13 protein-coding genes and 1 pseudogene are annotated in these 14,546 nt (G+C 60.0%); 3 read left to right on the top strand and 11 right to left on the bottom strand.

Annotated features, from left to right (window positions below; genetic code table 11):
• From prfB to GS_RS11475, 9 genes and pseudogenes are all read right to left on the bottom strand, one after another.
• Positions 1–1,120, bottom strand: a protein-coding gene (gene prfB / locus GS_RS11435; RefSeq protein ID WP_010942918.1) for a peptide chain release factor 2 whose coding sequence is annotated in 2 segments (ribosomal slippage) — positions 1–1,050 and positions 1,052–1,120 — 1,119 coding nt in all. Because the reading frame shifts where the segments join, the coding sequence is not laid out codon by codon here.
• 87 nt (positions 1,121–1,207) lie between these two features.
• The gene (locus GS_RS11440) at positions 1,208–1,387 is read right to left on the bottom strand and encodes a hypothetical protein (RefSeq protein ID WP_164930449.1); all 180 of its coding nucleotides are present in this window, start codon (positions 1,385–1,387) and stop codon (positions 1,208–1,210) included.
• A gap of 10 nt (positions 1,388–1,397) precedes the next feature.
• Positions 1,398–2,288, bottom strand: a complete 891-nt coding sequence (locus GS_RS11445) for an IS3 family transposase (RefSeq protein ID WP_010941223.1) — start codon at positions 2,286–2,288, stop codon at positions 1,398–1,400.
• Positions 2,285–2,647 carry an IS3 family transposase ISGsu7 gene (locus GS_RS11450; protein WP_010941222.1) on the bottom strand — a complete coding sequence of 121 codons (363 nt, stop codon included), beginning with the start codon at positions 2,645–2,647 and terminating at the stop codon, positions 2,285–2,287. Before GS_RS11450 ends, GS_RS11445 begins: the two co-directional genes overlap by 4 nt.
• A 66-nt stretch (positions 2,648–2,713) precedes the next feature.
• Positions 2,714–4,132 (bottom strand): annotated as a pseudogene (gene lnt / locus GS_RS11455) (apolipoprotein N-acyltransferase); the annotation flags it as partial.
• Positions 4,132–4,986 (bottom strand): hemolysin family protein, encoded by an 855-nt coding sequence (locus GS_RS11460; protein WP_010942919.1) that lies wholly within the window; start codon positions 4,984–4,986, stop codon positions 4,132–4,134. The gene GS_RS11460 and the pseudogene lnt, both read right to left, overlap by 1 nt.
• Positions 4,987–5,055: 69 nt before the next feature.
• On the bottom strand, positions 5,056–5,745 hold the full coding sequence (locus GS_RS11465) for a diacylglycerol kinase (RefSeq protein ID WP_197714222.1): 690 nt from the start codon (positions 5,743–5,745) through the stop codon (positions 5,056–5,058).
• A gap of 73 nt (positions 5,746–5,818) precedes the next feature.
• Entirely contained in the window at positions 5,819–6,271 is a 453-nt protein-coding gene (gene ybeY, locus GS_RS11470; RefSeq protein WP_010942921.1) for an rRNA maturation RNase YbeY, read from the bottom strand.
• Positions 6,168–8,579 carry an HD family phosphohydrolase gene (locus tag GS_RS11475; protein ID WP_010942922.1) on the bottom strand — a complete coding sequence of 804 codons (2,412 nt, stop codon included), beginning with the start codon at positions 8,577–8,579 and terminating at the stop codon, positions 6,168–6,170. Before GS_RS11475 ends, ybeY begins: the two co-directional genes overlap by 104 nt.
• A gap of 225 nt (positions 8,580–8,804) precedes the next feature.
• Here GS_RS11475 and eno point away from each other — a divergent pair, with 225 nt between their 5' ends.
• On the top strand, positions 8,805–10,091 hold the full coding sequence (gene eno / locus GS_RS11480; RefSeq protein ID WP_010942923.1) for a phosphopyruvate hydratase: 1,287 nt from the start codon (positions 8,805–8,807) through the stop codon (positions 10,089–10,091).
• Between the two features lie 89 nt (positions 10,092–10,180).
• On the opposite strand, the gene GS_RS11485 is transcribed toward eno, so the two are convergent.
• Both GS_RS11485 and GS_RS11490 read right to left on the bottom strand, forming a co-directional pair.
• Positions 10,181–10,591, bottom strand: coding sequence for a response regulator (locus GS_RS11485; RefSeq protein WP_010942924.1), 411 nt, complete (start codon positions 10,589–10,591; stop codon positions 10,181–10,183).
• Between the two features lie 48 nt (positions 10,592–10,639).
• Positions 10,640–12,202, bottom strand: a complete 1,563-nt coding sequence (locus GS_RS11490; RefSeq protein ID WP_010942925.1) for a sensor histidine kinase — start codon at positions 12,200–12,202, stop codon at positions 10,640–10,642.
• A gap of 279 nt (positions 12,203–12,481) precedes the next feature.
• Between GS_RS11490 and GS_RS11495 the strand changes: the two genes are divergently transcribed.
• Together GS_RS11495 and pncA are read left to right on the top strand one after the other, a co-directional pair.
• Positions 12,482–13,927 carry a nicotinate phosphoribosyltransferase gene (locus GS_RS11495; RefSeq protein ID WP_010942926.1) on the top strand — a complete coding sequence of 482 codons (1,446 nt, stop codon included), beginning with the start codon at positions 12,482–12,484 and terminating at the stop codon, positions 13,925–13,927.
• Positions 13,928–13,940: 13 nt separating this feature from the next.
• A complete protein-coding gene (gene pncA, locus GS_RS11500) occupies positions 13,941–14,546 on the top strand; it encodes a bifunctional nicotinamidase/pyrazinamidase (protein WP_010942927.1) in 606 nt (201 codons plus the stop codon).

The raw sequence follows: 14,546 nt of genomic DNA on the forward strand, positions 1-14,546 counted from the left end.
TTACTCGTCGGAGTCTTTCACATCGCGCCGCACCCCCATGAGGAACGCTACAACGAAATCCTCCAGTGCACCGTCCAGGACCGCGTCGGGGTTGCCCGATTCGACGCCGGTCCGCAGATCCTTGACCATCTTATAGGGGTGGAGCACATAGGAGCGGATCTGGCTTCCCCAGCCGATATCCTTTTTCTCGCCGGCCAGTTCGGAGGCCTGGACTTCGCGCTCCTGGAGCTCCTTTTCGTAGAGTTTCGCCCGGAGCATCCGCAGCGCCGTGGCTTTGTTCAGGTGCTGGCTTCGCTCGCACTGGCAGGCGACCACGATGCCCGTGGGAAGGTGAGTAAGCCGGACGGCGGAGTCGGTGGTGTTTACGTGTTGACCGCCGGCGCCACTGGAACGGTAGGTATCGACCCGCAGATCCGACTCGGCAATCTTGATCTCGATGTCGTCCTCGATTTCGGGGAAGACGAACACCGAGGCAAAGGAGGTATGCCGGCGGGCGTTGCTGTCGAAGGGGGAAATCCGCACGAGGCGGTGAATCCCGGCCTCGGCCTTAAGATAGCCGTATGCGTACTCACCGTCAACCGTAAAGGTCGCCGACTTCACCCCGGCCTCGTCTCCCGCCTGGAAGTCGGTGATTTCGGTCTTCCAGCCCTTGCGCTCGCAGTAGCGCAGGTACATCCTGAGCAGCATCTCGGCCCAGTCCTGGGCCTCGGTTCCGCCGGCGCCGGCATTGATGGAAACGAAACAGCTGTTCTTGTCGTGGGGGCCCGACAACATGCGCTGGAATTCGGCCCCTTCCACTTCGCGCTCAAGGCTGTCGTTGAGGGCGCGGACTTCGTCGAGTGTGGCCTCGTCCTGGGCTTCCTCTCCCAATTCGATGAGGACGCGGATGTCGTCCGCCTGGCGGTTGAGGCGATCCCACAGGTCTATGAGTTTTTCGATGCGGGTTCTCTCCCGCAGGACCTTCTGGGCTTCCTCGTTATTGTCCCAGAAGCCGGGAGCGGCGATCTGCGCTTCCAGTTCCTGGATGTCTTCCCGCTTGCTGTCTATGTCAAAGAGACCCCCGGAGCTTGGCAATCCGCTCCCCGAAATTTTCGACCCGTGCAACTTCTTCTCTGAACATCGTCAACTCCTTGTTGTGACTCAAATAAATAAGTGCGACGCCGGTGCGGGACGGCACACGGCGCCGGAAAATGTCCGGGATATCCCGTCAGGCGCTACCGGCCCTGCGATGGGCACGCAGTGCTATCAGCGCGCCACAGGCCAGGCAGACCATGGCAAAGACGTCGCCATAACGGGTATAAATGGTGCCCCCCTCTCCCAGTCGCACCTCGCCGGTAAGGACCGCCTCCTCGAACAGATTGTGTAGCGCGCCCGGTACCCTGGACACAAGATAAGAGTCACGCAGCCTTCTTGAGTTGATACTCCTCGAAAGCCTGTCGTGGGCTTCTGAACCCGAGCTTTTCAACCAGCCACAGCCGGTTGTAACGATCCATGAAGTCAGCTACTGCCATCCTTACTTCTTCGATTGTGCGGTAATGGCGGCCATAGATGACCTGCTCTTTGATAGTCCGATTAAACCGTTCCGTCACCCCGTTGGTCTGCGGTTCGGCAACAAATGAGAAACTTGGGGCAATTCCCCAGAACTTGATCTGATTCTGGAAATGCTCTGAGAGGTATTGGCTGCCGTGATCCATCCTCAGTGCCAACCCTCGAGCAGCAGCGGCACCGACCGAGCCGAAACGGGCCTTGATTCCCATGGCGAGCGGCTGCAATGCGGCAAACCGGTCGCCATTCTTGGTCACATGCCAACCGACGCACTCGGCATTCCAATGCTCGACGGCGGTAAACAACCAGCACCACCCTTCTTCCAGGGTGAAGATCTTGGTGCCATCGGTACCCCACATGACGTTGGGGGCCGCCGTGATGATCTTGCCGGCGTGGTCCTTGGGCTGTCCCTGAACAACCCGGTGAGGGGAGAGCAGATTGTTCTCCCGCATGAGACGCAACACTCGTTTGCGGCCGACTTTTATCCCTTTGACGAAGCGTAGTCGTCCCCAGACCTTACGGTGCCCTTCGCCGACAAAGGGGGATGTCTCCAGGTCGGTCCGGATGAGAGAAAGTACCTCGTCGTCAGAGAGCGGTGTTTTTGGACCACGCTTGAGCAGTACAGCAGGCAATGTTTTTCTGCCTGCACGGCTATAGAACGACGAGCGGGGCACTCCCCAGGCAAGGCAGACGCGCTGAACGCCATAGGCTTTACCGGTGGCAGGGGAGATCGTAGCACTCATTTCTTCGATCTCCTCTGGGCCAAAGGGTGGGCACGCCTCGCTTTCTCCCGCAGTAGCTCGTTTTCCATGGTGATCTCACCGATGCGCTTGAAGGCTGCATCGAGTTCCGCTGCCAACGGATCACCTTCACGAGCCTTGAGAGCAGATTCTATCCCCTGGAGTGCTTTCTGATGCCACTCTTCCAGGCGATAGATTTCGATGCCCAACTCACGGGACAAGGCATCGATTGGTTCACCGCGCATCAACCGCAGGACAACCTCCTTTTTGCGGTTGGCGCTCCAACGTTTGACTTCCGGTGCTGCTCCAGTCGAGCTACGCTCTCCTTCCGCCGCACCGGAGACACTGACATCCTTTTCCATTGACGACCTCCTTGAACACCTAGATTTACCTCATTTTCGTGTCCAAGAAAACCGGGGCCGCCATACCTCGAACAGATTGGTCATTCTGAGAATGTGTCCTTTGCTGTCGATGATGGCAGTGATGCCGGTGTTGGCGGCCCGCACCAGGGGAACCCGGTTCTCCACGGCTCGAAAGACTGTCATGGAGAGATGCTGGTAAGGAGCGGAGGATCGCTTGTACCAGGCGTCGTTGGTTATGTTGACCAGAACCCTGCTTCCGGCCCGCACATACCCCCGCGCCAGCTCGGGGAATATTCCCTCGAAGCAGACCAGCACCCCGATGGCTCCCTTCCCCGTCTCAAGGGAGGCAATCCTGGCTCCGGGCGAAAAGTCGCCGATGCCGGCCACGATCTTGTTGACGAAGGGGAGAAACTTCGCCATGGGCACGTACTCGCCGAAGGGGACCAGGTGGATCTTGTCGCTGCGGCCCACAACATCCCCCCAGGGGGACAGAAGGAACGCACTGTTCAGGTAGCGAATCGTCTCGCCGTCCCGTTCAAAGGCCGGGCTCCCCACAACTGTGCAACTGCGCAGCTCCCTCGTCAGATTCCGGATGCGGGACGCGTATTTCTCCTCGTTCTGAAGATAAAATGGCACCGCGCTCTCGGGCCAGACCACCAGGTCGGCGGGGCCGGTGCTGCACGCCTTGCGGGACAGACGCTCGTACACCGCCACCGTCGCCTCCTGAAAAGCCGGGTCCCACTTTACGCTCTGGTCGATATTGCCCTGAATCAGGGCTACGGAGAAAGGAGCCCCCGCCTCGGGGCGGTGCAGGCGATTGAAACCGTAAGCAAGGGTGGCGACCAGAAGCAGAACCAGGATAGCTGCGCTCTTCACCGGATAGGGCGCCCGTTCGCGGGCCGCAAAACCGCGGATGATCCGGTACAGAACCACATTGCTCAGGGCGATGAGAAACGAAAGGCCGTAGACGCCGGTCAGATCCGCTATCTGGATGAGCGGCAGGGTCCGGTACTGGGAGTACCCGAGGCTTGCCCAGGGAAAACCGGTGAGGAGAAATGACCTGATATATTCCAGCCCCACCCATACCACCGGAAACGCAAGAAGGGCGGAGATTCCCCGATCTTCGCCGCGTCTGACGACATAGGCGGTTGCGGCGGGATAGAGGGCCAGATAGCCCGCCAGCATCAGAAAGATGACGATGCTGACGCTCCAGTGGAGACGGCCGTAGGTTACCACGGCAATATTGATCCAGTAGAGAATGCCGGCGTAGGCCACCAATCCCGCGGTGAAGCCGAGCCGGAAGGCGACGGCGGGAGCCTTGCGGCCGCAGGCGAGCAGTAACGGCACCAGGGCCACCCACGCCAAGATGGAAAAGCCGGGCTTGGGGAACGACAAGGCCAGGAGAACGCCCGAAAGGGCAGCCATGACGTAGTCGCGCCGGGGGACGGCATTGAAGCCGGGCATGTGAAATCTGCGGTAATCCACTACGATTGGGCCTCCCCGGCCTCGTCACTGCGGCGGGCGATCCGTACTTTCTTAATGTTACGTTCGCCGGCCTCCAGGACGGTCATGCGCAGGGTGTCGCTCTCGACTTCCTCCCTCACCATGGGAATCCGCCCGGTGAGATGGAAGATGAGACCTGCCACCGTGTCGAATTTTTCCCGCTCAACCTCGATGCCGAAATACTCCTCCAGATCCTCGATGGGCAGCCGGGCATCGACCAGGATCGAGCCGTCGGGCTCCTCCTCCAGCCATTCCTCTTCCAGGTCGTACTCATCCTGAATGTCACCCACGATCTGCTCCAGCAGGTCCTCGATGGTAACGAGTCCCGAGGTGCCGCCGTACTCGTCGATGACGATGGCGATGTGAACCCGCTTCCGCTTGAATTCCTGGAGCAGCTCCTCGAGGTTTTTAGTCTCGGGAATGAAGTAGGGGGCCCGCATGATCCGCTTGAGATCGATGGCGGGTTCGCTCATGCCCCAGTATTTGAGGAGGTCTTTGGCGTAAATGAGGCCGATGATGTTGTCCACGGTACCGTCGTAGACCGGGATGCGGGAGTGCCCGCAGCTGATAATGGTATTAAGGACGTTCGCCACCGCGGCATCCGCCGATACGCAGGCCATGTCGGTCCGCGGCACCATGATCTCGCGGACGATGGTGTCCCGCAACTCGAAGATGGAGCGGATCATCGCGTTTTCTTCTTCGTTGATGATCCCTTCCTCTTCACCGGCATCCATGATCTCCTGGATTTCCTCCTCGGTGATCCGCTTCCTGCCTGTGAGGAACCTGCCGATACTGTCGATCAGACTGCTCCCTTTCCTGCCTGAGCCTTCGTCCAAGGCGCTGTTTCCTCCCCTTTCATCGGTTGCTGGTTATGATGTATGTGTGATCACGTGCCGCCGGGGCCGTTACTTCAGTATTCTGAACAGAGTCAGGACCAGCGCGGAGATGGCGGTCCCCGTAATCGCGCCCAGGACCACTTCGCGCATGGTGTGGATATTGAGCAGCAGGCGCGAATGGCTGACCATCACTGCCAGAGCGATGGTGAGGATGGAAATCAGAGGATCCTGGGTGGAGAGGGAAACCACCGTTGCGATGCCAAAGGCGACGGCGGCATGGCCGCTCGGCAGTCCTCCCTCCAGGGGGGTCCCCCTGCCGGACAACGACTTGAGGATCACCACAACAATCACCACGACGAGGAGCGCTACGACCGTCCCCATCTCCGTGGGCGTTCCTATCATGGCGAGGGCCTCCTTGTAAATCGGAAAAATGTACTTGGAGAGTATCAGGTATCCCATAACCGCCGCGCCGATGGCGGCCGTGAGCACCCCTCCAGCGGCCACGTCCTTGGCAATCTTGGCCAAGGGATGGTAGCCGGGTGACACCAGATCCACCACCGCTTCCACAGCGGTATTCATGAGCTCAGCGAACAGCACAAAGGCGACTGAGACCGCCAGCAGCGTGAATTCGAGGGGGGTCACCCGCAGGAACAGCACCGCCACCAGCAGGCCCAAAGCGGCCAGGAAATGATACCGCATGTGCGGCTGGGTCCGTGAGGCCCAGAGAATCCCTTCAATGGCGCAGTTGGCCGAATCAATGAACCGGCTGGGCTTAAGGGGTGCCCCGGGAGCGCGTTCCTCTTGCGGACTCCCGTCTTTCCACTGGCCGGAGCTAGACAAGTCCGCCGTTCTCGAGGAGGGCGAAGATCTCACGTTCCTTTGCTTCCATCCGCCGGGCTTCGGCCTCGCCGCTCCGCTCGTGATCGTACCCGGTTATGTGGAGGGTGCCGTGGAGCAGGAGGAAACAGAGCCGCGACCAGAAGGCGATGCCCGCCTCTTCCGCCTCCCGGGCCGCCGTGTCGGCCGAGATGATCACGTCACCCAGCACATCGGGATTGAGGTCACCGAAATCCCCCTCCCCCATGGCAAACGAGATGACATTGGTGGGGCGGTCTTTGCCGAGGTAGTCGCGGTTGACCCGGCGGATGCCCAGATCGCCGGTGATGACCACCGACAACTCGCTATCGGGATATCCCAAGGCGCCTAAGATCGTCTCCGCCACCTTTCTTAGGCGTCTCGTCCCGATCGGATGGCGTTTTTGTCTGTTCGTTATCGCTACCTTCAAGGGTCTTCTTTCCTCCGGGCGTTTTGTCCTTTTCCTTGTAGGCCGGCTCCGGATAATCGATCCGGTGGTGATAGATGCCGGCAAGGATCTGGTTGAAACTCTTGGCGATCTCGTGAAGGTTTTTGAGGGTCAGTTCACACTCATCCAACTGTCCGTCGATGAAGATATTATTGATGATCTTCTGGACCAGCCCCTGGATGCGGGCCGGTGTCGGATCGGCAAGGGTCCGGGAAGCCGCCTCCACGCAGTCTGCCAGCATCACGAGCCCTGCCTCTCGGGTCTGGGGTTTTGGGCCGGGGTAGCGGAAATCGCGCTCATTCACCGTCTGACCCTCAGTTGCCACGTTCTTTGCCTTGCCGTAGAAAAAACTGATAAGGGCAGTCCCGTGGGATTGACGGATAATGTCGATGATCGGCCGACCCAGCCGGTGCTCGCGGGCCAGCTCCACCCCCTCCTTCACATGGGAAATGAGAATCAGGGCGCTCATGTTGGGTGACAGCTTGTCGTGGCGATTCTCGCCACCGCCGACATTCTCGATGAAATACTGGGGTTTGCTGATTTTGCCGATGTCGTGGTAGTAGGCGGCAACTCGCGCCAGGAGCGGATTCGCGTTGATGGCCTCCGCCGCCGCCTCCACCAGGTTGCCCACAAGGACGCTATGGTGGTAGGTCCCGGGAGCGCGGACCATCAGTTCCCGGAGAATGGGGGAGTTGAGGTTGGACAGCTCCAGCAGCTTGATGTCGGTCACGTAGTGAAAAACCGTTTCAATCAGGGGGATCACCCCGGTGACGATTGCCGAACAGACGATCCCGCCGGCCAGGGCGAATGCGGCGCTCCACAGCGTCTGGGTAGTCAGGAAGCTGTCGCCCATGACCTGGAAAGAGAAGGCCATGGCCAGGTTCACCACGCTCACCTTGAGGCCGGCGGTATAGATCCGGCTACGGTCCTTGCAGTGGCGCACGCCGTGAGCCCCGACGATTCCCCCCAGAAGGGCGTAGACCACAACGAAGAGACTGTTGTTGAACATGATCCCCAGAAGGGGTGCCGTGATGGCCGCATAGACCATGGCCACTTCGGAATTGAGGATGATCCGGATGATCATCGGCCCCACGGCAAAGGGGAAGAGATAGAAGTAGTCGTGGGTATCGATGCTGGGGAACGGTGTCCCCAAGGCTGCGGAAACGGTCATGCCTATCTTGAAGACAAAGAAAAGCCCCACCGTGATCAGGGCGATCAGCAGCAGGTCCTTGCTGGTCGGGTTAAATTTGCGGATGTTCTTACGCGCGAAGCGGTAGGGGAAATAGAAGAGGACCAGCACAAGCCCCATGATGCCGATGGCGGTGAAAAGGTGGTGAATGCCGTGGCGGGCCGCGAAGAGCATCTCGAGCTTCTGGGCCTGGTCTTCGGTTATCCGCTCGCCGACCCGGACGATCATTTCGCCCCGCTTGACCTGAATATAGGAAGGACGGACGCTTTCCCTGGCCTGCATCCTGTTGCGGATGGTCAGATCATCGTTAAAGGAAAGATTGGGCTTCACCGCTTTGGCCACGAGCCCCTTGAGCGACTCGGTTTCCCGCTGCGAAACCCCGCCGGCGGCGATGCGTACTTCCTTGAGCGCAGCACCGGCCTCTTCGACGCTGAGCGGCGCGACCGCGTACTCCATCTTGCCCAGCGGCTCCCCCGAGCGGGAATCCACAAGCGTAATGCCGTGGGCGCTGTCGGCGGCGAACCGCCCCTTGTCAGCAATGATCTTGTGGCTGTAGAGGTGATCGGCCAGTTGAGATACCTGCTCGATCAGCTCGGAACTGGAGCCGAGCCGCATAAGCGCGGCAATCTCCGCCCGGGAAGGAGCGAATCCGAAGATGTCGCTCAACGCCTCATCCACGGAGGCCTGCTCAGCGTCCTGCTGATGGGTCGCGGCCTCCCGCAGCACCACGAGCGCCTGCTCGAACCGCTTCACGAGTTCGGCCGCCGCCTGCTGGTCGAAGCTGTACACAAAAGGAACGGCGTTCTCCGCCTCCTTGCGCTTGCGTTCGGTCAGTGCGCGGTCTTCCAGCAGATGGTCGCGGGTAGCACGGATGTCGGTGGAGGCAATGTCGCCCGCCTCATGGCGGACAGACATGAACTCCTGACGGGGGAAAATGACGAACGTGAGAATGATGGCCGTGGCGACCAGGAGAATCCGCCGGTTTCTGTTTTCGTGCCTCGGACTGGAGAACCGTTCGAACAGGTTGTCCACAAGGCGTCCCAGCGAGAGCGACAGTGAGCCGCGTATGTCCCGATCGTTGTTGCCGCTTTGAGAGGGCATAGAATTACTTGTCTGGTGCAGCGTTGCCGCGGTTTGACATCAATTGAGGCGCAGGCACATCCCCGCGATTGTCCGGTTTGACCAAGTAATTACTATATCGTTCTTCTTTCCTGCGTGTCAATTTAGGATTAAAGGTGTTTCCATTTCATGAGGGCTCTGCTATATACTTTCCCTGTTTTGTCCAAGGTCAGACGACCTGTCACATTCTCAGCAAGGGGGCCATGAATGAGCGAAATCACTGATGTTTACGCGAGGGAGATCCTCGATTCCCGCGGCAATCCCACCCTGGAGGTGGAAGTTTTTCTGGAGTCCGGCGTCATGGGCCGTGCGGCTGTTCCCTCCGGCGCCTCGACCGGTGAGCGGGAAGCTCTGGAACTGCGGGACGGCGACGCCTCACGTTACCTGGGCAAGGGAGTTCTCAAGGCCGTCGACAACGTGAACGACATCATTGCCGAGCAACTCATCGGCATGGAGGCCACCGACCAGGTGGGGATCGACCGGCGGATGCTGGAGCTCGACGGAACGGAATACAAGAGCACCCTGGGGGCCAACGCCATTCTCGGCGTGTCGCTTGCCGTTGCCAAGGCCGCGGCCGAAGAGGTCGGCCTCCCCCTCTACCAGTACATCGGCGGCTGCAATGCCCGGGAGCTTCCCCTCCCCATGATGAACATCCTCAACGGCGGTGCCCACGCCGACAACAACGTCGACATCCAGGAGTTCATGATCATGCCCGCCGGTGCCCGGAGCTTTTCCGAAGCCCTGCGGATGGGGGCCGAGGTGTTCCACGCACTGAAGAGCGTCCTGAAGGGTAAGGGCTACAATACTGCCGTTGGGGACGAAGGGGGCTTCGCACCGAACCTCAAGTCGAACGAAGAGGCACTCGAAGTCATCATGGAAGCCATTGCCAAGGCCGGTTACAAGGCGGGTGAGGACATCCTCCTGGCCCTCGACGTGGCGTCGTCGGAGCTGTTCAAGGACGGCAAGTACTTCCTTGAGAACGAGGCCAAACCCGAAAAAACCGCAGACGAGCTGATCGATTTCTATGAGAACCTGGTGAACAAGTATCCCATCATCTCCATCGAGGACGGCATGGCCGAGAACGACTGGGAAGGATGGAAGAAGATCACCGACCGCCTCGGCAAACGGGTCCAACTGGTGGGAGACGACCTCTTCGTAACCAATACGAAGATCCTCAAGGAGGGGATCAGCAAGGGTGTAGCCAACTCCATCCTCATCAAACTGAACCAGATCGGCACGCTCACCGAAACCCTCGACGCCATCGAGACTGCCAAGCGCGCCGGGTACACCACCGTCATCTCCCACCGCTCCGGCGAAACCGAGGACACGACCCTTGCCGACCTGGCGGTGGCGGTGAACGCCGGACAGATCAAGACCGGCTCCCTGTGCCGGACCGACCGGGTGGCCAAGTACAACCAGTTGCTCAGGATCGAGGATGAACTGGATGTGACCGCCCAGTTCCGCGGTAAGGATGTATTCTACAACCTGCGTTGAACCGGCGCCGGCCGACACTTCTCAAACGTACAAAAGGCGGGGGCATCCCCGCCTTTTTACTTATGGCTACCGGCGACTGAATCGCCCGCTCAGGCAGACCGAGCGGGTATTCCCAGCCGATTGAGCACTTCCGACATCCTTCCTGCATCCAACGGCTTCTGAAGAAAATGGGCCGCGCCCAACTTGCCGCAGGCTTCCATGTCCCGCTCATGATCCGACGATGTGAGCACTACCACGGGAATGTCGCGGGTTTCCTCCCGCTTTCGCATCTCGCGCAGGACATCGACTCCGTCCACCCTTGGCAGCTTCAGATCCAGGAGAACGAACCGGGGCGGCACCCGGTTCTCAGCAACCGTCAGATAGCGAAGGGCTTCGACACCGTCCTTTACCACATCGATCCGCGAAAGAGCCGGGAATTTTTTAAGCACCCGCCGAGTTAGAAACTCCTCGTCGGGATTATCCTCCACAAGCAGCATGGTTATTTCTTCAGTGCCAGCCATGACGTCCTCCCCTCTCCACCTGTTACCCGTTAGATGCAAAAACCGCGCTCAACCCATATCCGAAGACTGGAACGAGCAGACAACCATAGTTCCTTTTCCTTCACTGCTGTCGATTCTAACATAACCGCCATGGCGATCGACAATTCTTTTAACCAATGCAAGCCCCACGCCGGTGCCGGGAAATTCGTCATGGCCATGAAGACGTTCAAAGGGGCGGAAGAGCCGCTCGGCATAGGCCATATCGAATCCAGCACCATTGTCGAGGATGAAAAACGCCCCTTCGGCGGATGCAACCGCCCCGAATTCGATGAGCCCTTCAGGCTTGCTCCCCGTGAACTTCCAGGCGTTGCCCACGAGATTGTCGAGGACCACCGAAACCAGGCGAGGATCGGCGTCCACGTGGACGCCGGGCTCGATGATCACGGCCACGCGCCGCTGGGGCTCGCTCTCCCGCAGATCGGCAATGATGCGTTCAACCATGGCACTCAGATTCACCTTTTCACGGCAGAGCTCGCCACGGCTCACCTGAGTGAGGCTCATGATCGCGGCGACGACACGCCCCATCTGGTCGCAGGTGGACATGATCCTCTCAAGATAGAACCGGCCGGCGCTGTCCAGCTTGTCGCTGAAATCCTCTTCCAGCGCCAGGCAGAATCCCTTGAGCCTTACCAGCGGGGCGCGCAGGTCATGGGAAACCGAATAGTTGAACGACTCCATCTCCCGGTTGGCCTTCTCAAGTTCTGCTGTTCGCCTGATGACACGCTGCTCCAGCTCGTTATTGAGGGCGCTGATCGCCTCCTGGGCCTTGCTGCGTTCCGCTTCGCGCTGTTCCAGGGCGGTCACCATCCCGTTGAATGCGCCCGCCAACCGTCCCACCTCGTCGGAGGTCACGACGTCGACTTTTCTGAAATCGCCGTCGCGCAATGCACGGACTCCGTCCGTTAGCCGATCGAGGGGCCGGGTAACCTTGCGGCCGATGACATAGGCGAGAATGCCCCAGAGAATAATTGCCGCCAGGGCAATCAGAACGCTGTTGACCACCAGAAACCTGAAGGCATTGGTAACGCTCCCCTTGTCGAAGATCACCCGGGCGAAACCTATGGTGCGTTCGTGAATATCCTGGGAGCTTGCACCGAAGTAAAGTTCCTCCTCGGAAAAGCTGCCCGCCTCCAGAATGATTGGCGCCCAGAATTCAACGGAAGTCGCTGTTTCGAACCGGATGGGGCCGGGAGACATTTTCAGCGCCCCCTTCGCTTCAGGCGGTAGTGGGCGCGGCGGAGATGCGTTGTCCAGCGCTCCACGCTCTTCGAGGATCGGCTTCCCTTCAGGGGAATAGACCCCGGCAGACACCACCCCTTCGTAAGAGGTCACCCCGTCAAGGGCACCCTTGATGAACCCTTGATTGTGGGTAACGACACCGATCCGGGCATTGAAGGCGAGCACTCGTGCAAGAGAGGTTCCCTCCCGCATGAATGCCTCGCGGGCCAATTGCCAACGGTCAAAGAGATAGAAACCGGCAAAGAAGAAAACCACGACAAGGAACAGGAGACCGAACGAGAGGAAAATCCTCGCCGAGAGTTTTTCCTTGGCGATGGCAAGGGGAGAGCGCATGGGGACCGCCTGTATCATGAGCGAGGCAGCGTTATGAAAAGGCCGACACGCATGTGGGACCGGCAATTAAGGCCGCCGGAGGCGGCACGAAGGCATCTTCGAATGGGAAGTCCCGGTACAGTCAGACATTTTATTCAGACTGTAGAACTACCAGCAACTCCATGTTTTGTCCAGGTTTTTCCGGAACGCCCCACCGCCGGCACGGTTACATCGATGAACCGGCCACGAGCGGCAGATGTGTGCTATACTCACGAAAAATCGAGCACGGAGGGCCGTTCCATGCGCTACTCCCCCCTTCTCACCGACCTCTATCAGCTGACCATGCTCGCCGGCTACCTGGACGAAGGCATGGCGGAGACTCCGGCAGTCTTTGATCTCTTTTTTCGCCACAACCCTTTCCAGGGTGGCTATGCAGTCTTCGCCGGACTCGACACGGCCCTCGACTTTCTCGAACACCTCGAGTTCAGCGAAGACGAGATCGAGTATCTCCAGGGGCTCGGTCTCTTCCGGCCGGCGTTCATCGATTTTCTCCGTTCGTTCCGTTTCAGGGGAAGGGTAACGGCCCCTCCCGAAGGAACGGTGGTCTTCGCCAATGAGCCGCTGGTCACGGTGGATGCGCCCCTGGCCCAGGCCCAACTGGTGGAAACCGCGCTCCTCAATATCATCAACTTCCAGACGCTCGTGGCCACGAAGGCCGCCCGGATCGTTCACGCGGCAGCGGACGGAACCGTTCTCGAGTTCGGCCTTCGACGCGCCCAGGGCCCCGACGGCGGCCTGAGCGAAGCCAGGGCTGCCTACGTGGGAGGGGTACGCAGCACCAGCAACGTCCTGGCGGGCAAGACCTTCGGCATCCCGGTGCGCGGCACTCACGCCCACAGCTGGATCATGGCCTTTTCCGACGAATTGACGGCGTTCAGGAAATACGCTGAGGTCTTCCCCGACTCCTGCATTCTCCTGGTGGATACCTATGACACTCTCAGGAGCGGCCTGCCCAACGCAATCACCGTTGCGCGGGAGTTGCGGGCCAAGGGACACGAATTGGTCGGGGTACGGATCGACTCGGGCGATCTGGCCTACCTCTCGCGCCAGGCACGGCGGCTGTTCGACGAAGCGGGGTTCCCCAATGTCCGGATCGTCGCCTCCAATGAGCTGGACGAATTCGTCATCGAGTCGATCCGGGCCGAAGGGGGATGTGTCGACATCTACGGCGTGGGAACCCGGCTCGCCACCTGTGCCGGGGAGGGAGGAGGCGCCCTGGGAGGTGTCTACAAACTGGTCCGGATCGGCGATCGACCGCGGCTCAAGGTGACGAGTGACCTGGCAAAGGCGACCCTGCCTGACCGGAAGCGGCTCCTGCGGGCCGTGGCGGCCGACGGCACCTTCATCCAGGACGTGATCTGCCTGGATGGCGAAGAGGTGCTTCCCGGCCATACGGTCTTTGATCCGGCCAATCCTCTGCAGCATGTGACCATCCCGATGAAGGCCCGCCTTGAAGACGTCCGTTCCGTTGCCATGGAGAACGGCAGGCGGACCGCCTCACGATCCGTTTCACTCGACCGGATGGCCGATCGGTCACGGAATCAACTCGCCCTCCTCCCGCAGGGATGCCTTCGGTTCATCAACCCGCACCGCTACAAGGTTTCCATCAGCCAAGGGCTCAATGACCTGCGACTTCGCCTCATGGAGGAGGTGCGGCACGGGTATCACGACATTGCCAATCCGTAAAGGAGCATATGCCATGGAAAACGATGCCGCCCTTCTCATCGTCGACGTCCAGAATGACTTCTGCCCAGGCGGAAGTCTGGCCGTCCCCGAGGGGGACACCGTGGTTCCTGTCCTCAACGGCTATATCAGTGTCTTCCGCACAGCCGGACTCCCCATCTTCGCCTCACGGGACTGGCACCCGCGGATGACGTCCCATTTCAAGGAACACGGCGGGCAGTGGCCGGTCCATTGCGTGCAGGGAAGCCACGGCGCACAGTTTCATCCAGACCTGGCACTTCCCGGCAACGCTATCGTCATATCGAAGGGAATGGATCCGGAACGGGACGACTATTCGGCGTTCCAGGGAACTGCGGCCGACGGGACGCCCCTCCCGACCCTGCTCGCCGCCCGTGGCATCCGCCATCTGTACCTGGGAGGACTTGCCACCGATTACTGCGTGAAGGAATCGGCTCTCGAAGGAATCCGGCACGGTCTCATCGTCACTGTGCTGACCGATGCATCACGGGGAGTCGATCTCGCCCCCGGCGACTCGGAGCGGGCGGTGCAGGAAATGATGCGGGCGGGGGTGCGGATGACATCCCTTGAGGGCATCAGACAGGAACAACGGCTGCGGGAGTGA

The organism is Geobacter sulfurreducens PCA, assembly GCF_000007985.2.
In the GTDB taxonomy this organism is placed as follows: domain Bacteria; phylum Desulfobacterota; class Desulfuromonadia; order Geobacterales; family Geobacteraceae; genus Geobacter; species Geobacter sulfurreducens.